The following is a 24382-nucleotide window of genomic DNA, read 5'->3' as shown; positions in this document are numbered from 1 at the left end:
CGATGAAAGACAAATGTGGCCTAAACCCATTGTCTCTCCATCTGGCAGGGTGGTAAAGTTTGAGAGTTCTAACTTAATGGCTAGTATAACAAACCAGGTCATAAAAACAAGAGACGCAGAGCAGAGGATACATGACATAAACGCACGCATAAAGTTTCCCTAAGGAAATAAAGTTGAGTATATATAAGAATACTTCGTGTGAGCTGGGGATATCATCTTTACGATAATCCAATCCATCGCGCCAAGCGAAAGGAGTGAGAAGGGTGGAAAACCAGAAGATCAGCTTCCGTGCAACCAGACCAGATCCTCGAGTATTCATTTTTATGTCTTTAACCGTCTGCTTGTTGAGCTTCTTCTTACATAACCGGGAGTTGCTCCTTGGCCTATCTATTCTTCTTGCCATAGTAATGGCGGTTCTCGAATTAAGAAAGTATGCGGCGGTCTTTGCGATTGTTAGCATATTAGGGTACCTGTTGGAGCATGCGTTGATGCAGCTTCCCACGAATGGAGTCGTAACGGCGATTTCTTTATTGCTCGCCATTGCACACCGTTTTCTTCCCTTAATTATGGTAGGTGTTATCGTTTTGTCTCGAATGCGAGTCAACGAGATGATCGTAGCGCTTGAACGGATGCGCATCCCGAATTTGATTATTATTCCTCTGGCAATGGCCTACCGTTATGTGCCAACCGTCAGGCGGGAGCTTGTTTACATTCGTGAAAACATGGTCATGCGAGGACTTCACGCGACGATATTCGGCATGCTTCGGCATCCTATGGAGGCGATGGAGCATCTGCTTGTTCCGCTGCTTATTCGAAGCAGCAAAGTATCGGAGGAGTTGTCTGCCGCTGCCCTCAGCAAAGGCGTCGATACCAACGGAAAGCGGACTTCGGCGACCGATGTGCGGTTTCGCATCATGGATGCCGGTTGTGTAGGGCTATGCGTGCTGACGGCTATCCTTCTGCTTTGGCTTCAGGATTACGATTTTACCGGTCGACTTTCAAATATCATAGGGAAGGAATGAATAGTATCTCCATATTGCTGCATGATGTATCGTTCCGATATGAAGAGGAAGAGCAAGAAAGCTTGAGTCATTTTCACTTGTCGGTAAAGCCCGGTGAATTCGTAGTTGTGACGGGCCGAAGCGGTTGCGGAAAGACAACAATGACCAGGTGCATTAACGGACTTGTTCCGAACTTCTACGCAGGAGAGCTGGGGGGTGATGTCAGAGCAAGCGGGTTAGACGTTCCGAAGGAAGAAATCAAACGGATAGCTTCCAAAGTAGGCTCTGTCTTTCAAGATCCGCGCTCCCAATTTTTCACGCTGGAGGTTCTTTCGGAAATCGCGTTTCCCGGAGAAAATCTGGGAATCCCAGCACATATACTGCGAGCGAACATTGAGCGTACCGTTTCTGAACTGGAGCTTGCTCCACTTGTTAAGCGGCGTATTTTCGATCTGTCCAGCGGACAGAAGCAGAAAGTTGCAATCGCTTCCGTATACGCTTCCACTCCCGAAATCTATGTGTTGGATGAACCTTCGGCCAATTTAGACGGTCAGGGCACCAAACAGTTGAGGCAAGCGCTTGAGCGGCTTAAGAAATCCGGGCACACCATCGTGGTTTCGGAGCACAAGCTCTATTATTTGAGGGAACTAGCCGATCGCGTCATTATGATCGAGGACGGCAAGAAGCTTGGGGAGTGGAGCGGCCCGGAATTTTTTAGCTTGCCTGAGGTATGGTTTAAGGCACAGGGCTTGAGAAGCATCCGTCCTGAGCAGCTCCTTCCAGCCGCCAGGTCGCAACAATCGGCAAAGAAGAACGAGCCTTTTATTCAGGCAGAGAACGTGACCTTCTACTATAGAAAACAAGATCCGATCTTGAACAACATCTCGCTTGAAGCGTATGCGGGGGAAGTGGTCGGGATCATCGGCGGTAATGGCGTCGGTAAAAGCACGCTCTTTCGGACGTTGATGGGTATGAAACGGCAGAAATCGGGTACCGTTCGCATAGACGGGCGCATTCGTTCGCCAAGAGAGCGGTTGCGCGACAGCTTCATCGTGATGCAGGAAGTGGATTACCAATTTTTCACCTCCAGTGTAGAAGAGGAGATTTTACTAGGACTGGAACAAAAGGAGTCTGTGAAAGAAAAAGCTGGACAATTGCTTCGGTATTTCGGAATCGAGGACTACCGGACGCATCATCCGACGACCTTGTCTGGGGGGCAGAAGCAAAGGCTTGCGATTGCAATTGCTTGCTTAAAGGAAGCCAAGTTGTTGTTCTTCGACGAGCCTACGAGCGGGTTAGACGGAGCCAACATGCACAAGGTAAGCCAAATGCTCCGCCAACTCGCCGCAGAAGGCCGATGCCTTTTTGTCATCTCCCACGATTATGAGTTTATATTGAACACCGTTGATCGTGTCCTCCACCTGGAAGGGAGCAAGGGAATTCGAGAAATTAGAGTTAACAAGGAAACGTTGGCGGAGATTCGATCCGTCATCCAAATCGATAGCGAAGAAGGAGAGAGTTCGACATGTATGCAAAATCGAAAAGCGTGTCTAAAGTAAGAAGTTTGATCTTTATCGGCATCTTAAATGCCATTTTGATGGTTTTGGTAACTATTCTTGGGATTGCGTTTGGATTAATTCCTGTCACGGGGCTCCTTTTGCCAGCCATTATCGCGATTCCTGGAGGAATTGTCGTCATGCTGATGGTTGCCAAAGCTCCGATTCGCGGCGTATTCATCATAACCGGCATATTGCTTGGGTCATTTATGATGTTGGTTGGAGATATGCCTATCTTGACGATTTGCACAATAGTTGGCGGAATTTTGGCCGAGGCGGTATTCGAGCTTATGGGTCGCACGAAATTTATCGCTGGCGCTATTTCTTATACGATATTGATGGTGGGTTATGCTGTAGGCGCATACACTCCCATGGTATTTATGAAGGAAGCCTATATTGATTTTAAGACCTCTCGAGGAATGGACCCGGCTTTTTACGACAAGCTGCTAAGTATGGTGAATTTACCGGTATTTATCGCGGCGCTAGTTGTAACTGCCATTGCGGCGTACGCGGGTAGTCTTTGGGGCAGGAAGATGCTTCGAAAGCACTTTACCAAAGCAGGCATTGTATAGATTGGATTTGCCGCAACGCGAAAAGTCCATGAATCACCCTAGGCTTGTTCGCGTTGCGGTATGTTGAATATATTTATGGCCCCGCTCAAAGTCGATGAACAGATACCGGCTAAAAATAAAAGAATGGGGGGGAGAAACATTGAAACAGAACAAGAAAGCAGGCATTCCCAGACTTTTGGAGCTGGCAGGTGAAAAAAAGTCGCTTCTTGTGTGGTCGGGAATCCTGTCTACGCTAAGCGTATTTTTAATGTTGGTTCCGTATTTCTCTATCTATGCGGTGATGGCCGAATTGTTAAAGCACGCATCGGATCTTTCGGCTGTGAATGGGTCGTATGTCATCCGATGGGCGATATGGGGCGCTGCCGGGATGGTGCTTGGGTATTTCTTTCTGTATGTCGGGGGGATGTGCTCGCATATTGCAGCGTATCGTATCCTGTATGGGATCAGGAAGAAGTTGTCCAATCACGTTGGCTCCCTTCCGCTCGGATACTTTACTAAAAATGCCACCGGTAAAATCAAAAAAATCGTAGAGCACGATGTAGAGAAGATCGAGCTTTTTATTGCTCATCAATTGCCTGATTTTATCAATACGCTAGTCATGATTATTGCCATGGCTATCATTATGTTTTCATTCAATGTTTGGCTCGCTTTGGCCTGTTTCATCCCCATTTTGATCGGATTTGGCCTTCAATTTTCCATGATGGCAGGGAAAAAAGCAAAGGAAGGAATGAAGGAGTATTTTGACGCTTTGGAAAATATCAATACTTCATCCATACAGTATGTCCGAGGCATGCCTTCTATTAAAATCTTTGGACAAACGGTACGCTCTTTTCGCAAGTTCTATCAAGACATGATTCACTATCGTGATTTCAGTGTCAAGTATACCGATAATTTTCAAAACGGCTATGTCTCCTTTAAGGTTATTCTGATATCGCTGGTCACTTTTATTTTGCCTGTAGGCCTGCTATTCATCAGCGGAGATCCTGACAACGTGGCATTTGCGGCAACGCTGATGCTTTTCCTCGTGTTGGCACCGGGTATTTCTACTCCTGTTTTCAAGCTGAACAGTTTTGCATCTACCCTCAATGTCATTGTCGAGAGCGTCAGACGTATTGATGAGATATTCACAGAAACATCCATACAAGAGCCGGAAACTTGTCTAACGCCGTCCTCCTATGATGTTCAGTTCCATAATGTATCCTTTTCGTATAGCGACAATGGTGCGGAGGTGCTGCAAGGGATTAGCTTCATTGCAGCTCAAGGGGAAATCACCGCCTTGGTGGGACCGTCTGGATCCGGAAAATCTACTATCGCGCATTTGATACCTAGGTTTTGGGACGTTCAAAAAGGAAGTATCACGATTGGCGGAATCGATATCCGGAAGATGAGAACAAACGACCTCATGGATACGTTATCTTTCGTATTCCAGGATACGTTCCTGTTTTCAGATACCATCTACAATAATATTGCAGCGGGCAGGCAGACGGCGACAACGGAGGAAGTGTATGCGGCTGCTAAGGCGGCACAGTGCCATCAGTTTATCCAAAACTTGCCCGAGGGCTATGATACAAAGATCGGTGAAGGCGGCGTGTATCTTTCGGGGGGAGAGGAACAGAGGGTTTCTGTCGCAAGGGCCATTCTTAAAAACGCGCCTATCCTTGTGCTGGATGAAGCGACTGCCTACGCTGATCTGGAGAACGAATATCATATGCAGCTTGCGCTGCAGGAACTGATCAAGGGGAAGACGGTACTGATTATAGCGCATCGTTTGACCACCATCTGTGAGGCAGACCAGATCATAGTATTAAACGAAGGGCTGGTCGACGATAAAGGCTCACATAATGAACTTCTGTCCCGTGGCGGTTTATACAAAAGCATGTGGGATGCTTATACGCTTGCCACGGAATGGAATATCGATCTATTGCAGGAAAGGGTGGCGTCCGATTGATGATGAAACAACTGTACTATATTACGGCGGGCAACCCCCGAAAAATGTTGAAGCCCATCCTCTGGACGATGTTGGCCAATTTGGCTAACATGTTCCCATTCGGTTGCCTAGCCTTAGCGGTAAGTACCATTTACGCTTACTACAGCGGGGAACAGGGACTCCTGAATATGGAGAAGTTGTGGTATGCATGGGGTGGCATGGTTGTGTTCCTTGTTCTCGTGTCGGCATGCGAACGAATGGCATACCGCTCCATCTATCGCGGCGCATATGAAGCTTCTGCCGAAGGGCGGGCTAATTTGGCCGAGCATATACGAAAACTTCCCCTTGGCTTTCTGATGAGCAAAAGTCCCGGCGAATTGGGACATACGATGATGAATGATTTTACCCAGCTGGAAAATGCGGGGACCAACAATTTGGCACAGCTGATAAGCGGTGCCATTATACCGGTATTCGCTTTTATCGGGCTGATTTTCTTGGACTGGCGCATGGCGGCGGCGATGTTTGCCGGATTTCCCGTAACGATACTGATCCTGTGGGGAGTCTCCAGCTTGGAACGCAAGATCGGCACTAGTCATGCTGAGGCCAAGATCGTTCAAGCGAACCATTTGCAGGAATATCTGTTTGGCATGAAAATGATCAAGGCCTACAATCTGCGCGGAGAAAATTTTAAAAGATTAGATCATAGTTTTTATAGATATATGAAAGAAAGCATCAAACTGGAAGGTGGACTTGGACCTTTCTTTTTAGTTGCTATTGCCTTTATTCAAATGGGATTATCTCTCATGACGATTCTAGGCGTGTATCTTATTTTGGACGGTGGAATCAGGGTACCGCTGTTTGCCATGTTTTTGCTCATGGGCACCCGAATTTTCGATCCGCTATCGGTTGCGATCATGCGTCTGCCTTCGTTTAAATATGACGTCTTGGCGGGTGAACGCATCGTCAGTCTGCTGGAGGAGCCAGTCATGAAGGGTGACAAAGAACCTCCGCAAATCCATGATATCCGGTTTGAAAATGTAACGTTCGCTTACAAGAGCAATATCGTATTGGACGACGTTACTGTCCGGATGGAGGAAGGCGAGCTGACTGCTATCGTAGGCCCTTCGGGAAGCGGGAAAAGTACACTGCTGCGCCTGATTGCGCGGTTCTATGATCCGCAGGCAGGAAAAGTGCTGTTCGGCGGCGTGAATGAATGCGAGCTTGATCCGGAGATATTAATGAAGAAAATCTCTATGGTATTCCAGGATGTATACCTGTTCCAGGACACAATCCGCAATAACATCCGTTACGGGCGTGAAGATGCGACTCAAGAGGAGGTTGAGGCAGCGGCCAAAGAAGCCTGTTGTCATGATTTCATCATGAAACTGCCGCATGGGTATGACACAATGGTCGGCGAAGGCGGATCTACGCTCTCTGGCGGAGAGCGTCAACGTATTTCCATTGCCCGGGCTATACTTAAGAACGCGCCGGTGATTTTGCTCGACGAGGCCACTTCCTCCCTTGACCCGGAGAACGAGGTGGAAATGCAAAAAGCAATCAGCCGCTTGATTCGGGGGCGCACGGTCATTATGATCGCTCATCGGCTGAAAACCGTTGTAAAGGCAGACAAGATCATCGTGATGGACAAAGGCAAAGTCGCAGAGCAGGGGACACATAAGGAACTGCTCGGAAGCGGCGGTCTATATAACAAGCTGTGGGATTTACAGACCAGAACGACTGGTTGGAAGGTTCATAAATGAGGCCATCTTACTACCGCCTACCCACTCATTTTATATCATACCGCTTGTTGTTATTCACGAGTAAGGAAGGACAATGCCCTATCGGTAACGGAGGCCACTGAAAAAGTTCTTTAGCCAAAGAAGGTACTCTTCTCCAAGATTGTTGGAGGAGTAGTGCCTTCTTTGCTGTATAATGAAAAAATCACATTGAAAGGGTTGAAGTCCAATGTTCCAGCCTCAAATCTCGTTTGCATTTAGCTCCTACACGGCTCTATATGACCTTGTGGTGCCGAAATATAATATGCTACGTCAAATTAACGAGTTGGTGGACTTCTCCTTCGTCTACGATGAATTGAAAACGAACTACTGTCTGGACAATGGCCGGAACGCCATTGACCCTGTTCGGATGTTTAAATATTTACTTCTGAAAGCCATTTTCGAGCTATCGGACGTGGATTTGGTTGAGCGTTCCCGATACGACATGTCGTTCAAATACTTCCTTCAAATGACGCCGAAAGAACCAGTCATCGACCCAAGTTCACTCACCAAGTTCCGCAAGCTGAGGCTCAAAGACCTGAATCTGTTGGACATGCTGATTGGAAAGTCAGTCGAATTAGCTATCGAGCAGGGCATTCTGAAAAGCACCTCTATTATTGTGGACGCAGCGCATACAAAAGCACGCTACAACCACAAATCGCCGCAAGAGATTCTCCAAGAGCGCTCCCGCAAATTGAGAAAAGCCATTTACACTGTCGATGAATCACTAAAGGAAAGGCTTCCTGCTAAAAATACGGTGGACATGCTCAAAGCCGAAATCGACTATTGTCAGAAGCTCATTCAAGTCCCCTTTTGTTAGGATTTAACTCGATAAATATCGAAGTATGGTGAGGAGATGGGCAGGACGGTGTTACACGAAATGAAAGTAGAGAAGGGAGATTACAATGAAAGATTTAAAAATGCTTAAAGAACGAAAAGAGTGCATGCTTTTTCAAACGAGCGAAAATGATTGCCGTAATGGATGGATCGGAGGGAATGCACCGGCATCTTTTGATGAACTAGAAGACATGGTAAATAAGGATATGGAGAGGTATTTTTATTTATCTATCGTTAACCCTTTTGATGATAATGAGATGATCTCCATATTCGCTCCTAAACAGTTTGAAGATCGTATTTCGAAAAATAGATATCCAGATTGTTCATTATTCACAATGAAACATCCTAAAACAGAAGAGAGTAAACTTGATACTTTTACCAATCCTGATTTAGTAAAGCACTTTATTTCAGAAGCCAACATTGTAAGTGATAAAGCGTCATTTGAAGAACGTTTTCTTATTAAATTTGGGGGAACTCCAAGGCATATCCAGGGAGAAAAGTATTACTATACGGAGTTGCATGATGACGGTTTTGAATTTCTATTTCAGGTCGATGAGGATGGGTATCCAGATACACTCATAAAGCCAAGAAAGAGTTATCCCTTTGCGTTCGGTGCTATCTATTTATATGCACAAATGTTAGCAGGTTCGATTGAGAACCCCATACAAAGTTATTGGCAATATTCTTAATGTAAAGGAGTGGAAGAATGCGCACTAATAAGTATTGGAAGTATTTTGATCGAGCGATGAAAGAGTACAAAAAACGAGTAATTTCGGATGAAGAAGTGAAAGAAATACGAGATGCTCGACTGGATGAAATCAAAGACTTTATTCAAAAAAACGAACGAAATCGTTTAGCGGATCGCTTAGGGTTATTAATAGGTGTTCACCTTGAAATGAATGCAAAACATAGAATACTCAATGGAGAATCCTCAGCATGGATTTTATTAGAGCAGCAACTTTTTTGGTTGATACAAATGATCAAAAGCAATCCGAGTAGAGGAAGTGTATCGGACAGACAAATAGGTGGGCTTATCGGGCTTTCCTTATTGTGGGGCTATGAAGATATTGCAGAGCTAGCCGACAAATATGCAACGAATATGTTCACGAAAGATCGAGATTTTTATGAGGAGAATAAGACTCATCATGTTTTTATGACCTGCCTATATCACAAATGGAAAACGGGAGACATGCCTGAATTGTTTACTATTTTACCGGAAGATCATGTCTATCAAAAATTAATGCGTAGTTGGAGTGATACAAGTAATTTTAGAGAGCATCTGTATGAACTATGTGACTTCCACATTTATAGTCTAAGCGACACTCCCTATAAATTAAGTGAAATTTTATCGTTTGACTGTATTCCTTACGATTATTATTGCATTCGATTAATTAGAGAAAAAGAGGGACTAGCTACCCCTAATATAGAACATCCGTTGCTTCAAACACCTCTGGCCGAAATTCCAAAGGATAAACCCGGGTATAACATTGATGAGGATGAGATATTGCAATTCGTAATTCAAAATGAAAAAGTACCTGATTCGCAGCGCATGATACGTTAAACCTTCAACTGTTAGGTAGAAAAGGAGTGAGTGTATGAATGCAATGCTGTTACTTGTGCAAAGGCTTTCATATGATGTGGAAGAAGAAATTTATTCAGAGGTTTCATTAGCTATAGAAAAGCCAGAAGTCTATTTCGAGAATTTCAAAGAGCGGCTGGATGAAAGAGGGATCGATAGCCCGATTAATCAATTGGCATGGATTTCTTTGGTTGACGCACTTCTTGATCATGATTTGGCATTTGAAATCGATTGGAAAGAATCAGGTTTATACCTATGCGATGTTGTTGATGAATTGCTAGATAGAAAGAAAATGGCGTGCATAAGCTGGGAAGATTTTGAGGATGGAGAATTTGATGAGCTGCCAACATCCCAATATTTAAATGAAATTTCCAAAAGGCTAAGTGAAAAGGGAATTTCGTTGGCATGTTTGGATTTCGAAAGTGACTGTTACGTTCTGATCACGGTTCCATCAACTGACATTAATGAAATTAAGGAGTTGGCACAAAAAGCAGGTTACAGAATTCAAGATTCTTTTTAAGTAGAGGATGGATTTGAATGAACGAAGACATTAAAAAAATAATTGATTGCCTGAAAGAAGGTTTACAAGAGGCTCCTTCAACGATTATTTTCGGAAAATTAAATGATGGGTTCACGGGGATTCATGAAGAAGCTGATTCGTTAAAGCTAGGGAAATACTACGACTTATTAAAAATAACAAATGGAGCACGATGTGGTGATATTGATTTCTGGAGTTACAGTGAATTTGAGAGTCGTCAATATGTTCTCTCAGATATTCAAGATGACAAAGAATCATGGTTAGCAATAGGCCAGATTCTCTATGAACCCTTAATAATGAACAGATTTGACGGGAATGTTTATAAATTGGATGAAGACGGAACTACGATGAATGGCTTTGGAGAATTAGATTTCTTTATGCAAAATGTTGTGTTCGGATCTGGATATTGCAAGGTTATCCCGGATTCTGAACAGGATGATTGGTTTCTGTTTCTAAAAGAGAAAAGAATAATTTCTGAGTAGGAGGTGCGCTGCATGGATTTTTCAATAATTTCAGATACTGCAGGTGCGAGAGTTGGTGAATTAGCTAGTGAATTAAGTAGTGCATTGGAATCTAACATAAACTCAAAATATGGTCATGTTGATGTCTCGATCGGGATAGGTTTTAGATGTTTGCCTGAATCCTATGGAAGAAGGTCATTTATTAGATACACGAAGAAAGATAACTATCTGACAATCGATATTGCAGTCAAGGTAGAAGAATATGAAAAAATGTATAAAGTAGAGCAACGGTATCATTTGGGGAATCTATTTTTAGAGTTCCTAAACATTGCGCTAAAGAAACACAACTTCGAAGGACTTGATAAAGAGATGTTCATAAATGACATTAAAATGTGGGCAAGGGAGATCCCTATTCAAATGGATAATGGTTCAACAAAATTGAACAATTGGTTTAAGGAAGAGATTGATTGGTCTGTAGATCTTGATAAATAAAGATAGTTTTATGTTGGCTGAACTGAACTAAAGAAGAAATGAGGAGAACCATATGGGTAAGGGATTTGAATCAAGTCCAGAGTTTAAAGCCATGATAAAAAGATCAGCTAGAGATCGATATATTTATTCCGTAAAACGTATTGCAGACTGGGAAGAGGCGTGGTCTTTGAAATTAAATGATGGGTTTGTTACAACCTCAGATAAAGAGGGAAATCTGTCTATGCCGATTTGGCCATTTAAAGAGTACGCTATGAAATGTATCGAAGATGAATGGGAGAACTGCCAAACACAAAAAATACATTTAGATACACTCTTAGATGAGCTATTGCCTAACCTGTCAGAAGAAGGAACGCATGTAGTTGTATTCAAAGTTCCGGAAGATCCAGACGTTGTAAGAGTATCCGCGGATGACTTTAAAAACAATTTGTTGTATGAATGTTCTCAATATGAATAGCGCTCATGCTAATTCAGCACGGTTGTCATTGAGAAGGATGTGAGAGAACAAGATGAACTGGGAGCGATACATATACTACATGCAAGTAAATTTGAGATTAAAGGAGTAATTATGAAGATAATAGAGATTATTAAGAAAATAGAACAGGATAGTAATTGCAGACTTGTGAAGCGGACAACAGATTTTACAAATGAATTCGCTCTTCCAGAAGATTTGAATTATTTCTTTAGCCATTATGACTCCTTGCAAATGTTCTCAGATAAGCCTTATGGAATAAAAATAGTTTCTTCAAATGAGTTTATTCCAACTAGTAAGAGGCTTTACCCAGAGGATGATGTTATTTGGGAGGAACTAGAAGGAGATATTAGTAACGAGTGGTATCTAATTGCTGAATCTGAACAAATAAACCAGTACATTAGCATCGACTTAAGCGATTCTCATTTAGGTTATTGCTATGATAGTTTTTTGGAAACCCATGCAACACCAGGGGATAGTCAGATTATTGCTAAAAGCTTTACGGAATTGTTAGAGCATTTATACGCTAGTAAAGGTGAAAATTGGTTTTGGTTGACTGACAATTTCAAGTCGTATGGAGATGCTTATGATGGCAGGTAACTGTAAAGAACATCAACAATAAAGTCCGTACAAAAACGAGCCTTTAGAATCGCTTCTAAGGCTCGTTTTGTGTTTCGGCTTCCATCTTACGGGAGGAATGGATGCCGTTCCTATAAAGCAAAGATAAAATGGAGGAATAATTTAATATTATTCATAAAATAAGCGGAAATATCCTTCCTCGAATATGAGTTGTCTGTTATGATCAAGAGGAATACCCCATAACGATTGATGGAGGTGATGCTTGTAGAAAACTCGGCATAAAAATAGATTTATAGATGAGATTAGTTGTACATAAGATGGAGTGCTTGGGAAGCTGTTTTTTCATGAACCCATGGGGAGGTTTGAAAATGAGATTAAAGAATACGCTGTCTTTCATCTTATGTTTTGCTCTCATTTTTTCAGGGACGACGTTGACTGTGTTGGCCGATGAAGCCATCACAGCAAAAGATGCTGATGGCAACACCATCACAGCGAAAGCTGCAAACGGTAACACCATCAGCATTACAGCAGTGAATCGAGCCATCGGAGCTTCAGATGAAATGATCCTGTTTACCCGAGAAAATAGTAGTAAGCTCACAGATTCGAACCCTTATGCGGCTGCTGCAGTCGTGGACTACCATGAAGGCGCTTACAGCGTTACCGACGTCACATATCGTGAGGGTGCTGTACAAATACCGACGAATGGTTTTGTACTGTTTGGTCACGGATCGAGTGAACAGTGGATTAAAGACAATATGAGTCCGGGAGACCCGGTTGAGATTGTCGGCTACACGCTGCCCGCACCGGTAGTCGGAGGTCCACAGCTCATCACAGATCAGGGCACCATACCGATCGACGTTGTAGATCAGGATCAACCGGCGAACACCATCGCCGTCTATACACGTCATTTTGGTGAGATGACAAGACCATTCTCTGAAGATACCGTTCAATATATCATCACCAATGATGTGTCAGTCGTGAAAAGCACATATGGTGTTCATGGTCAGAGCGGCACCTACATTCCTGCGAACGGTTATGTCATTTCGGCTTCTGGCAACGCTGCGTCATCCTTGAATTTGGAGGTGGGGCAGTCCGTACTAGCGATTAACGTAGATATTCCTATACTGCCTAGCAAGTATTTGAAAGTGAATGGTATTGTGGTAGGCATTGATAAAATAAATGGACCGCGTGGAGCGGGAGAGGTGGTGTTGTACCAGCCTACTTATGGCGCAACCACCAATCAGAATGCTTGGGGAATGGAGCTTACAGTCGTTGGCAATAAGGTAACCAAGGTCGTGTCAATTGCATACGATCCCAACACAGGGGCTTATCTTGATAACAACTCCTCCATTCCAGCGGATGGATATGTACTGTCGATTCAATCGACAAGTCCATTCTATAACCAACTAGCGGGTCAAGTGCGTATCGGCGCAGAGGTTGAGCTCGTGACGGATAGTTTAATTTACCAAGCGGCTAGAGCTTCGTTTGATGCATTTAATCCGAAAGTAAAAGAAGATAATCCCGGAGGCTGGGACAATGTCGGCAATGTGCCTTATCCAGGATTTCGTGGATCGAATCAGTTGATCGTCTATAGTCGTAATTATGGCGCGGAGACTGGCACGAACCCATGGGGCAATGAAGCGATTGTTAATGCGGATGGATATGTGACGAATAACGGCGGGAACAACAGTAAAATTCCTGAAGGCGGCTATGTATTATCCGGTCATGGGGTTAAAAATACATGGTTAAAGAACAATGCACTGGTCGGAGCCAAATTGAGTCTGGATTTTGTAAAAAAAGAAGTGTTGGTTATTTTTACACCGGAATCTTACTTAGATAAAGCATCGATAAGTATCAATAGCGCAGAGAAGGCGCTCCAGTTATCTAAGAATCAATTTATGGACGTTCCTTATGCCGATATTGAACAGAAGATTGTAGAAGCGAAGGGCGTTTATGAGTTGGTCAAACAGCGCTTAAATGAAAGCGGTACCAACGGGTTGATGGATCTACTGAATGACTTGGATCAGAAAGTTACGGAAGCAAGTTACATGAATTTTGAATCTCCGAAAGTACAGACTCGAGGTCTCTGGATGAGGCCGAAGGAAAAGAACTTGGAGCAGGTTAGAGATCATGTGAAGAAAATCAAAGAGACCGGTATCAATGCCATCTATCTAGAAACGTGGTGGAATGGATATACCACTTGGCCAACGTCTTTGCCAGATACCGAATTAAATCCTTTGTATGAAGGCTTTGATGTACTTGGAGCATTTATTGAGGAAGGCAAAAAACAGGGGATTGAAATTCATGCCTGGGTGGAGAACTTCTTTGTCGGCGGGCCGGTTGTGGTGAATCATCCCGATTGGCTTATGAAAAGCAGAAAAGGTATTGATTATGAAGAAGGCAGTCACAATGCCAAGTGGTATTGGCTTAATCCAGCGCTCCCGCAAGCTAGAGATTTCGTTGCTTCTGTATACGATGAACTCGTCACGAAATATGACATAGCTTCACTGCATTTGGATTATGCGAGGTATCCAGGATCCGGAGATTACACGAATGACTTTGGTTACGACATGTATACCCGCGATTTGTTCAGCGAGAAATATGGCGTTGATCCGCTTGACCTTCATCCAGGAGATCGTTACTGGGATGAGTGGCTGCAATTCCGTGCGGACATGATCAATACCTGGGTCGTTCGGGTAGTTAACGAGGCGCATCAGATCAAACCAAACCTACAAATTACAACTGCGGTATGGCCGAACTATGAGGAAGCGCCGAAATCGCACGCACAAGAAGCGAAATACTGGTTGGATCATAATTTGATCGATCACTTGTTCCATATGTCTTATGCACCAGGTTCGGAATTAACGGTAACGGACTTGAGAAACTCGATGGCATTAGCGGGAGACAATGCATTCGTCTCATCGGGTCTGGACACATTCCAAGGCAATCCTACATCGGCTGTTGTGGATCAAATTACCGAAGCGACAAAGAATGATGGAGCTGGAGCCGCATTATTTGAATACGAAGGACTATTTAATTATAAGTATGACAAGGTGCTGAAGATTGGGTTGTATCGTAATAAAGCAATTTTGCCTCAATATGATACGACCAAGCCTCTAGCGACCGTGATGGAAGAAATGATCCGTAAAATCAATGAGAGTTACGTTCCTTTCCAAGGGATGAGCCGTAAGGACGGCGGGAAACTAATACAGAAACTGGAATCTGCTGTAAAAGATCTACATGTGAATCCCACTATGACAGATGAGACTGCAAGTGACGTGAAACAGAAGATCGACAGCATAAGCAAACTTCTCGCAAGCAGCTCGATTAATAAAGAAGTGAAGAATCGAATGAAGCATGATTTGGACTATGGCCGTAAAATGATAGACATCTATTTCTCCAAAACAGCGAAAACGCAATTAAGTAAATTGACGGTGAGCTCGGGGAAGAAGGTAATGAAGGTAACGCCTTCCTTCACACCATCGACGTATGATTACAAGGTAAAGGTCGGGCACTCGGTTACGGAGCTAAATATTACGGCGACTACAAGGAATCAGAATTCAGTTATTTCCGTGGGTGGCAAGCATATTGAAAATGATTCGGTCATTCCCGTACCACTTCAAGTGGGATCGAATCTGGTTACGTTACAAGTGATGTCCGAAGATGGACGAATGAAAAACTACACGGTGACGATTCAGCGCGCTGGTAATGATAAAGGGAACTACGAAGAATAACGACAAAGTTGAAACTGCAATATTTAGACTTCATCAATTTCTAATGAATTCACGGGGTGTCGCAGATCGATTTTGGCACCCCGAATTTTTTTAGTTTTTGTAAATCCGAGTGCTATATCAGAATATGAAGAATATAATCTCCAAATATTATAAAAATAGTGGAGAAATTATTTAATGAGTGCTACAATGAACATGCAAGAAGGGAAAAGGTGGCAGGAACGACTCTTATTCCGAAATCATTCATGGATTGGAGCAATTACAGATATAGCGTAGAATAATAAGGCTTTTTTGTAAGCGCTACCGTTTTCGGACTTATAGTCATTTCTTCTCCTAGCTTTGAGAGAGAGTTTATAAAGAAGAGAGGGTGTTGTGGCATGAGTTTCAAAGGTAGAAAGTTCATTTCATTACTATTGGCATCAATGATGATGGTGGGGTTATTGGCGGCTTGTGGTTCGGATTCATCGAGCAACAAGGGGGCTGCTTCAAGTGGAAACAACGATAGCGAGAAGCCCGCGGAACAAGTCACGGTAGAATTCTGGACAATCTCATTGCAGCCGACCTTCAATGAGTACTTCAACAAATTGATTGCGGATTATGAAGCGAAGAATCCGAATGTCAAGATAGATTGGAAGGACTACCCTTACGATGCTGTACTGAACAAGCTCATGACGAATATTGCTGGCGGTAATGCGCCAGACGTGGTGAACCTTAATACGGAACTGGCCAATCAGATGGGAACCAAGGATGCATTGGTTGACTTCAACCAAGAGCTGACAGCGGACCAGAAGGCAGCTTATTTCCAAGGAATCTACTCCTCAACAGAAATGAACGGCAAAGCGTTCGCACTCCCTTGGTACACTGGATTGCCTGTCCTATTCATGAATAAGGATCTGGTGGTGAAAGCTGGACTGAATCCAGACAATCCGCCGAAGACAAAACAGGAATTGAACGAATGGGGCCGCAAGATCAAAGAGAAAACCGGCGCCTACGGCTACATATTCACGATGGAAGCACGGACTCTGTTAGAAGAGAACCTGCCGTTCCTGACTGAGGATTATAAGAAGGCAGCTTTTAATACACCGGAAGTGGAAGCGTATGTCAATGAGAATGTACAACTGTTAAAAGACGGCGTCATTCCAAAAGACATTATCAACTACGATAAACAAGTGCAATACTTCGCGAGTGAGCAAGTAGCCATGTCTTTATCCAGCTCGCCGTTTATTAACAAGATCAAGACAGCCGCGCCTGATGTATACAACAAAATGCTTGCCGTTCCAAGTCCGGTTGGCAAAGCGGGCATCCGCTATTCCAACACGATGAACATCGTCGTGCCTTCGGCAACATCCCATAAGAAAGAAGCGGTTGACTTCGCTGTATTCGTCACGAATGCGGCCAATCAGGTGGAATTCTCCAAGATCGCTAATACATTGCCTTCCACGGTAGAGAGTGCCAAAGATCCATTCTTCTCGGAGAATGACGGAACTCTAGAAGGGGTCGCCAAGACCGTATCCGCAGTCAGCCTTGATAAAGCCGAGGATTTCTACATCGGCGTTGAGAGTGCTAAAGACGTTAATCAGACCATCACCAAAGCATTGCAGGAAATTTATTTGAACGGTGCTGACGTGAAGAAGACATTGGCTACGGCCGAGAGCGATGTTAACAAAATCTTGGGCAACTAAATACTTCAAATTGGGCAGGCTTGTCCTGCCCGATTCTTATAATGGATGTTCAAAAGTGGACTTTTTGAACTACCTAATTAATGGTGGTGGAGGATTACTATCATGAGAAAATTCTTTACTAGATTCGGCAAGTCGGAAGCGGCAGTGGCTTGGCTCTTCATGACACCGGGTTTGATTCTACTGGCCCTATTTGTCTTCTGGCCGATTATTTATAGCGTACCGCTGGCGCTGACGAATTACTCCGTCATAGGCAAGACCGAGTTTGTTGGCTTGGATAACTTCGTTAAGGCGTTGCAGGATAAGAGCTTCATCACGTCACTGCTCAACTCATTGCTATACGTCATTGTTGTACCATTTATTCAGATTATATCTATACTTATGGCGATTCTAGTCAACAGCAATGTCAAAGGCATTAAATTATTTCGAACGGCTTATTACATCCCCGTAGTTACTTCTATGGTCGCGGTAGCGCTTATTTGGGGCTGGCTGCTCAACCAGAATGGGGTCATAAACTATGTGCTGTCCAATGTAGGGTTAATGAAAGAGAAAATTACCTGGCTGTCCGACAAAGATACTGCACTGTGGACACTGATGTTCATTACGATGTGGAAGGGCCTTGGCTACTATATGATGATTTATTTGGCCGGATTGCAATCCGTTCCGAAGGATCTGACAGAGGCTGCGATGATTGATGGCGCGAGCCGGGCGCAGACGATTCGTAAAATTACAATTCCGCTGTTGAGACCGTATGTCTTTTTCTGCACGCTTATTTCACTAATGGCGGCAATCCGTGTGTTCGATGAAGTGTTTATCCTAACGATGGGTGGACCGGGGGATGCTACCTTAACATCGAGCTTGTATATTTATCAGCAGGGTTTCCAGCAATTTAATTTCGGCTACTCTTCGGCACTTGGCTTAATTGTCAGCGTCATGATTGGTGCGCTTAGTATCGTCATCTTCAGATTCAACCGGAAGGGTGGTGTCAATCCATATTAATGGATGCATGATATGAGAAAAAAACCACTTCGATTAGTGAAATTATTATTGTTGTATGGAGCGCTGATTCTGTTTGCCATTTTTATGATGGGACCATTCCTATGGATATTAAGTGTGTCGCTCATGCCCGGCAAGAATGTGTTCAGCTCTCCGCCGGCGATTTTCCCGACATTTATCGACTTTGATAATTACGTCCAAGTGTGGAATTACATGGACTTTCCAAGATACTTAATGAATACCGTTATCATTGCGCTGATGGGCGTTGTAATGAACATCTTCTTTTCTTGTCTTACAGCCTATCCGCTTGCCGTATTCCGTTTCAAAGGCCGGGATCTAATCTTTACACTACTGATAGCGACGATGATTATTCCCGCTGCAGCAGGCATGGTAGTTAACTATTTGACGGTAAAAGCACTAGGCTTAATGGGCGGGTTTCTTGCAGTCGTGCTTCCTTCAGCGGTTACCGTGTTCAACGTATTCCTAATGAGACAGGCGTTTATGGGCATGCCTCATGAGCTGCGCGATTCCGGCAAAGTGGACGGTGCCAGCGAATTTCGTATTTGGCTGCAATTGGCGCTGCCGATTGTGAAGCCGGCGATCGCCGTTATCGGACTATTGGAGTTCATGGGGATGTGGAATAGCTTCCTCTGGCCGATGATTGTGCTTAATGATACGAAGCAGTATCCAATCGCATCCGCGCTCAGCTTTTTAAATGGCCAATTTTCCTATAATTTTGGCTGGATTGCCGCCGGAACCGTCATTTCGGTTATACCGATTATCATCGTGTTCCTGTGCACCCAGAAATATTACATGGAAGGTGTATCCGGAGCAGTTAAAGGATAGGAGGACACTACTCACATGAGAAAAATTATATATATTCCGCTGGACGAACGTCCGTGCAATTACGAATTTCCGGCACTTCTTGCCGCGGGAACGGATTATCATGTCGTTCGTCCGGATTTGAGCATGATGGGGCTGAAGAAGCGCCCTGGAGACATCGAACAGCTATGGGCCTGGCTATTCGAGCAGGCGCGTGATGCAGACGGAGCGATTGTGGCCTTGGACACATTGCTATACGGAGGAATAATCCCCTCGCGGCTGCATGAGATGACGGAGGAACAATGCGGGGAGCAATTGGAGAAGCTCCGTCAATTGAAGCGGATCAACCCAGCTTTGCATGTATTTGCTTATCAGCTTATTATGCGTTGCCCGCGCTATTCCAGCAGTGATGAAGAACCGGATTATTACGAGAATTGGGGCAGGGAGATTTTCCGGCGCGGGTATATCCGCCACCGGTTGGAGCTGGGCATCGCTACAGAAGAAGAGCAACATGAATTGCAGCAGATCGAGGGCGTTTTGCCTGAATTCATGTGGCAGGACTACACGGAGCGCCGTGCTGTTAATTTAACAGCGAATAAGAGAGCAATCGAACTGGTGCAGGCCGGGGCCGTCGATTTCATGATCATCCCACAGGATGACTCGGCTCCTTATGGTCTGACTGCGGTGGATCAGCAGCACGTTCGCGAGCATGTCAAGAAGTGTCAGCAGCAGCTGTCCGTCTATATGTATCCCGGGGCCGACGAAGTGGGATGTACGCTGCTTGCCCGCATGATCAATCATTTTGAGCGTCGCAAGCCACGGGTGCATGCTCATTTTGCCAGTGTGCAAGGGCCGTTCGTGATGCCTCTCTATGAAGACCGCGTACTATATGAATCGGTTAAATATCAGATTATGGCGGCCGGAGGACTTATGTCGCCTTCCCTGGCAGAAGCCGATATGGCCCTATGCATCAATTCACCCGGCGAGAGCATGATGGAGTCGAATGATCAAGGGCAGTCTTCTTTAGGGTATCAGGTGTACCGGAATCTAGTTGAACTGGTAGAGATGGCTGATGATATTGTTCACCGTCTTGGCAAGCCTTGTGTTATCGCCGATGTGGCCTATGCCAACGGAGCAGATCTTGAACTGCTGCAGCTGCTTCGCGATAAGAAGCTATTGTTCGAATTGGCCGGTTATGCAGGCTGGAATACAAGTGGCAACACGCTTGGAACTTGCATTGCACAAGGCATGATCTATGCCGTGAATGGCAATACGCCGCAGCATCGCGATTTCCTGTCACTACGCTATGTCGAGGATGGGGGCTATTGTGCCTTCGTACGCAGGAATGTAAGTGATCGGGTGCTGCCTGGTACGGAATACAATTATTTCTCGATCGACGGACAGCGGGGACAAATCGCCGAGCAGGTCAGAGCTGAATTGACTCGGTTCATCGAGCAGCATTTGCATGATCCAGAGAATAATTATGAGATCGTGATCGACGATTGCTATATGCCTTGGAGTCGGATGTTTGAGGTCGGATTGAAGACCCATGTCCGTGATACGAAGCAAGGACAATAAAGTACGAAAATAACAGAAAAGGTGCATGAACAGCTCAGGTGGATGCTGGAAGCGCCGGAGAAGGAGCCAGCGAGAGATGCATAACGAGCAAATGACAGACGTCGCCGTCCTAGGCGGCGGGTTGGGCGGATGTATGGCCGCATTGGCTGCAGCCAAAATGGGCGTGCGTGTAATCATGACAGAGGAGACGGATTGGCTCGGCGGTCAGCTGACAAGTCAGGCGGTTCCGCCGGATGAACATCGGTGGATCGAGGAATTCGGCTCCACAGAGACATATCGCGAGTTTCGAGACCGGGTGCGTGCTTATTATCGAGAGAACTATCCGATGTTGGAGGAAGCGAAGAATAATGAACTGCTTAATCCCGGCAATGGTTGGGTAAGCCGCTTATGCCATGAGCCGAAGGTGGCGCTGCGCGTCATCGAGGATATGTTGGCCCCGTATGTGAACAGCGGCCGTATCACGGTATTGTATCATTTCAGACCAACTGCAGCCTCAGTGAACGAGGATCAGATAGAGAGTGTAACCGTTACACATATAAGCTCAGGTGAAGAAGTTGTACTAAGGGGATCATACTTCCTCGATGCTACGGAATGTGGAGACGTACTGCCGTTAGCGGGGGTTGAATATGTAATAGGTGCGGAGTCCAGGCATGAGACAGGGGAGCCGCATGCGCTGGAAGAGGCAAATCCGCTCGATGTGCAGTCGATCACCCATGTGTTTGCCCTCGATTATGTAGAGGGTGGCGATTTCACGATTGAGAAGCCTGAGCAATATGATTTCTGGCGCAAGTTCGTACCGAAGCATACGAATATTCCGCTATTAAGCTGGTATGCGAACGATACGGATGACGCGGAGAAAATGAAGGAGTTCGCCCTATTTCCAGGTGAACGTAAGGACGCTTCTGGACGGGAGCTACTGTCGCTGTGGACGTATCGTCGTGTCATCGACCCGGCTTTATTTGAGCCTGGGCTATATGAGAGTGACATCACCTTGATCAACTGGCCGCAGAACGATTATTTTCTGGGTTCAATTATTGACGTTCCTGAAGCAGAACGGGAGGAGCATCTGGCGAGTGCTAGACAGTTAAGCCTCTCACTGATCTACTGGCTCCAGACTAAGACGCCTCGTCCGGATGGAGGGCGAGGGTATCCAGGCATCCGGCTGCGTACGGATGTACTGGGTACAGAGGACGGACTGGCGAAGTACCCGTATATTCGCGAGTCGCGCCGGATTCAAGCGATGTATACCATAACGGAGCAGGATGTTAGTAAGGAATTCCGCGGGGAACAAGGAATTCGCCGTTACGACGATAGCGTCGGTGTAGGCAGCTATCATCTGGATGTTCACTTGACGACCGTCACGAACCGGACGTTCTATATTCCGAACTATCCGTATGAGATTCCGCTTGGTGCGTTACTGCCGATCCGGGTCAAGAATTTGCTTCCCGCATGTAAAAATATCGGAACCACTCAGATCACGAACGGATGCTACCGCCTCCACCCGACAGAATGGAACATTGGGGAATCGGTCGGTTATTTAGCGGCCTATGCGCTGCAGAATCAAGTGACGCCGCATGAGGTTCACGCCAATTCGGAGCATCTTCAGGCCTATCAAGCGCTGATTCAAAGGCAAGGGATCCAAATCCACTGGCCGGACGATCTGGTTCTATAACAACGATAGAGTAGAAAAACTCAGCAGACAGCCACTCTATTGATAATAAGGGGTGGCTGTTTACTGATTCTAAGGAAATGAAAGAGTACATATTATGAGCTACCTATTACTCAATGAACAGTTTATTTACGGAGGTGTGTGCACTATGGTAGATTCAATGATTCAAACTTTAAAAGGCGGACTTATTGTTTCCTGTCAAGCTCTTGAGGAAGAACCATTCTACGGAAGTGATTATATGGCCCGCTTTGCTCTAGCGGCTGAAATGGGCAAGGCGGTAGGGATCAGGGCGAATACGCCTCAAGATATTAGAGCGATAAAAAAGGTGACGAATTTGCCGATTATCGGCTTATGGAAGAAGGAGTATACCGGTTCTGACATTTACATAACTCCTACCTTAACAGAGGTTGAAGGTATAATCGCTGCTGGAGCCGATATTGTCGCTATGGATGCTACAATGCGCAATAGGCCGGGCAATGTTTGTCTTGCGGATTTGGTTAAAGAAATAAGGGAGAAGCACCAAGTACTATTAATGGCAGATGTATCTTCTGTAGCAGAAGGAGTAGAGGCAGATAGACTGGGTTTTGATCTTATTTCTACTACGCTATCTGGTTATACAGCCTACAGCCCGCAGAGCGAGGAACCAGATATTCAATTAGTTGCTGATTTACGTCAAATGGTTAGCGTTCCCGTATTAGCTGAGGGGAGAATTCATAGTCCTGAGCAGACTGTTGCGTGTCTTCGGGCCGGAGCTTACGCCGTTGTAATTGGCGGAGCCATTACCAGGCCGCAATTGATTACTAAGAAATATACGGATGCTATACTTCAATATCATAACGTTCCTGAAATGTAGTCTCTATTATTTTGTTGCAGCAGCCTTTATACGAGGAGGTTCTATGGATGGGACATACTGGGGAAGTAGCTAAAGGTCTGGATATCGGTGGCAAGGCGATTTTTTACTTAATCCGGTTCGTGAAAGTCTGTCGCGCCAGCTGCTGCCTGTTTTTAGAGAGAGGGTTCGGGAAATTGAGGTAGTCTCGGCTTCTTTAGGAGATAATGGAGGTGTAGTAGGGGCTGTAGCGGGTTATTTTATTTAAGATTAAATTTACATTATAATGTAACTTGTTATAGCATACTAGTTTGGCTTTTAAGGAATTTGTGTATATCCTAAATAGTAGGTTAGTCTACAGTTCACTATTTGTTAGGCAACCTGAAAGGAGAATGGATTTGTCTAACGAGCAGGGAATGGGAAAGACGTTGTTATCCATAAGAAGTCATTTCAATGGATTAACCAAAACAGAACAAAAAGTTGCAAATTTTATTCTGGAAAACGCTCAGGATATCATTTATCATTCGGTGACCGAACTTGCAGAGAGAGCAGACGTCGGTGAGACGACGGTGATTCGCCTCTGCCGGAAACTGAAATTCCAGGGCTTTCAGGATTTTAAATTATCTCTGGCACAAGATATGGTTAAGCCTTCCGATCGCTTGTATAATGAAGTTACGGAAGAGGATGATGCAGCGACTTTAAACCGCAAGGTGATATCTATGCATATTGAGACGCTGGAACAAACTTCGGAACTTATTAGTTCAGATCAGTTGGAGAAGACCATCGATCTATTAACTGCAGCTAATCATATTCACTTTTTTGGAGTTGGATCTTCAGGCTTGACGGCGTTACAGGCCGCGCATAGCTTCACCCGGATTGGCAAGCAGAGCTTCGCTAAGACAGATACGCACTTTCAGGCTATGACAGCTGCGTTAATGCATCCAGGAGATGTAGCTGTTGGGATATCCATTTCGGGAAGCACCAAAGATACGCTGGAGAACTTAAGCCTAGCCAAGAAAGCGGGCGCCAAAATAGTTGTTATGACCAGTAATGCGCGTTCCCCTATAACCAAACTGGCAGATATCGAACTGTTAATGGTTGCTAGAGAAAATCCACTACAAGGCAGCTCACTTGCTGCAAAGATATCCCAGTTAGCTGTTATTGACATTTTGAATGTCGGGGTTTCTTTAAAAATAAAGGATGAAGCTATGAAATACCGCGAGATAACGGCAAAATCAATCTCTGAGAAACTGTATTAATGATTACATCATTAATTTCAATTATAATTATTA

21 protein-coding genes and 1 pseudogene are annotated in these 24382 nt (G+C 44.8%); all 22 read left to right on the top strand.

Annotated elements, in window-relative coordinates; all coding sequences use genetic code 11:
* Positions 1-263: 263 nt before the first annotated feature.
* The 22 genes and pseudogenes from BBG47_RS18045 to BBG47_RS17945 all read left to right on the top strand — a co-directional run bounded on the left by BBG47_RS18045 (position 264) and on the right by BBG47_RS17945 (position 24349).
* Positions 264-1022, top strand: coding sequence for an energy-coupling factor transporter transmembrane component T family protein (locus BBG47_RS18045; RefSeq protein WP_065292860.1), 759 nt, complete (start codon positions 264-266; stop codon positions 1020-1022).
* On the top strand, positions 1019-2560 hold the full coding sequence (locus BBG47_RS18040; RefSeq protein ID WP_065292859.1) for an ABC transporter ATP-binding protein: 1542 nt from the start codon (positions 1019-1021) through the stop codon (positions 2558-2560). Before BBG47_RS18045 ends, BBG47_RS18040 begins: the two co-directional genes overlap by 4 nt.
* Positions 2527-3129: an MptD family putative ECF transporter S component gene (locus BBG47_RS18035; RefSeq protein WP_065292858.1), complete on the top strand. Its 603-nt coding sequence runs from the start codon at positions 2527-2529 to the stop codon at positions 3127-3129. Before BBG47_RS18040 ends, BBG47_RS18035 begins: the two co-directional genes overlap by 34 nt.
* A 247-nt stretch (positions 3130-3376) precedes the next feature.
* Entirely contained in the window at positions 3377-5077 is a 1701-nt protein-coding gene (locus tag BBG47_RS18030) for an ABC transporter ATP-binding protein (protein WP_483310736.1), read from the top strand.
* Positions 5077-6816 carry an ABC transporter ATP-binding protein gene (locus BBG47_RS18025; RefSeq protein WP_083189422.1) on the top strand — a complete coding sequence of 580 codons (1740 nt, stop codon included), beginning with the start codon at positions 5077-5079 and terminating at the stop codon, positions 6814-6816. Before BBG47_RS18030 ends, BBG47_RS18025 begins: the two co-directional genes overlap by 1 nt.
* A gap of 205 nt (positions 6817-7021) precedes the next feature.
* Positions 7022-7639, top strand: a pseudogene (locus BBG47_RS18020) (transposase); the annotation flags it as partial.
* A 97-nt stretch (positions 7640-7736) separates the two neighbouring features.
* On the top strand, positions 7737-8357 hold the full coding sequence (locus tag BBG47_RS18015; RefSeq protein WP_065292856.1) for a hypothetical protein: 621 nt from the start codon (positions 7737-7739) through the stop codon (positions 8355-8357).
* A 17-nt stretch (positions 8358-8374) separates the two neighbouring features.
* Complete coding sequence (locus tag BBG47_RS18010) at positions 8375-9229, top strand: hypothetical protein (protein ID WP_065292855.1); 855 nt, start codon at positions 8375-8377, stop codon at positions 9227-9229.
* Positions 9230-9263: 34 nt separating this feature from the next.
* Entirely contained in the window at positions 9264-9767 is a 504-nt protein-coding gene (locus tag BBG47_RS18005; protein WP_065292854.1) for a DUF6630 family protein, read from the top strand.
* 17 nt (positions 9768-9784) lie between these two features.
* The gene (locus BBG47_RS18000) at positions 9785-10267 is read left to right on the top strand and encodes a hypothetical protein (protein ID WP_065292853.1); all 483 of its coding nucleotides are present in this window, start codon (positions 9785-9787) and stop codon (positions 10265-10267) included.
* Between the two features lie 12 nt (positions 10268-10279).
* Positions 10280-10738, top strand: a complete 459-nt coding sequence (locus BBG47_RS17995; protein ID WP_065292852.1) for a hypothetical protein — start codon at positions 10280-10282, stop codon at positions 10736-10738.
* 52 nt (positions 10739-10790) lie between these two features.
* Complete coding sequence (locus BBG47_RS17990; RefSeq protein WP_065292851.1) at positions 10791-11192, top strand: DUF2750 domain-containing protein; 402 nt, start codon at positions 10791-10793, stop codon at positions 11190-11192.
* A gap of 39 nt (positions 11193-11231) precedes the next feature.
* Positions 11232-11807, top strand: coding sequence for an SMI1/KNR4 family protein (locus BBG47_RS17985; protein WP_217492509.1), 576 nt, complete (start codon positions 11232-11234; stop codon positions 11805-11807).
* 347 nt (positions 11808-12154) lie between these two features.
* Positions 12155-15520, top strand: a complete 3366-nt coding sequence (locus BBG47_RS17980) for a family 10 glycosylhydrolase (protein ID WP_065292850.1) — start codon at positions 12155-12157, stop codon at positions 15518-15520.
* 374 nt (positions 15521-15894) lie between these two features.
* Positions 15895-17199 (top strand): ABC transporter substrate-binding protein, encoded by a 1305-nt coding sequence (locus BBG47_RS17975; protein ID WP_065292849.1) that lies wholly within the window; start codon positions 15895-15897, stop codon positions 17197-17199.
* A 102-nt stretch (positions 17200-17301) separates the two neighbouring features.
* On the top strand, positions 17302-18195 hold the full coding sequence (locus BBG47_RS17970) for a carbohydrate ABC transporter permease (RefSeq protein ID WP_021252878.1): 894 nt from the start codon (positions 17302-17304) through the stop codon (positions 18193-18195).
* A 12-nt stretch (positions 18196-18207) separates the two neighbouring features.
* Positions 18208-19038: a carbohydrate ABC transporter permease gene (locus BBG47_RS17965; RefSeq protein ID WP_065292848.1), complete on the top strand. Its 831-nt coding sequence runs from the start codon at positions 18208-18210 to the stop codon at positions 19036-19038.
* 15 nt (positions 19039-19053) lie between these two features.
* Positions 19054-20592, top strand: a complete 1539-nt coding sequence (locus tag BBG47_RS17960; protein WP_065292847.1) for a DUF4127 family protein — start codon at positions 19054-19056, stop codon at positions 20590-20592.
* 76 nt (positions 20593-20668) lie between these two features.
* Entirely contained in the window at positions 20669-22264 is a 1596-nt protein-coding gene (locus BBG47_RS17955; RefSeq protein ID WP_065292846.1) for an FAD-dependent oxidoreductase, read from the top strand.
* Positions 22265-22409: 145 nt separating this feature from the next.
* On the top strand, positions 22410-23114 hold the full coding sequence (locus tag BBG47_RS17950) for an N-acetylmannosamine-6-phosphate 2-epimerase (protein WP_065292845.1): 705 nt from the start codon (positions 22410-22412) through the stop codon (positions 23112-23114).
* Between the two features lie 47 nt (positions 23115-23161).
* Complete coding sequence (locus BBG47_RS31095) at positions 23162-23296, top strand: hypothetical protein (protein ID WP_302621956.1); 135 nt, start codon at positions 23162-23164, stop codon at positions 23294-23296.
* A 192-nt stretch (positions 23297-23488) separates the two neighbouring features.
* Positions 23489-24349, top strand: a complete 861-nt coding sequence (locus BBG47_RS17945; protein ID WP_021252872.1) for a MurR/RpiR family transcriptional regulator — start codon at positions 23489-23491, stop codon at positions 24347-24349.
* The last annotated feature ends 33 nt before the right edge of the window (positions 24350-24382 follow it).

This window comes from Paenibacillus sp. KS1, assembly GCF_001680695.1.
In the GTDB taxonomy this organism is placed as follows: Bacteria; Bacillota; Bacilli; order Paenibacillales; family Paenibacillaceae; genus Paenibacillus_B; species Paenibacillus_B suaedae.
The sequence above is the reverse complement of the archived record's forward strand: the minus strand, read 5'-3'. Positions and strand labels throughout refer to the sequence as shown.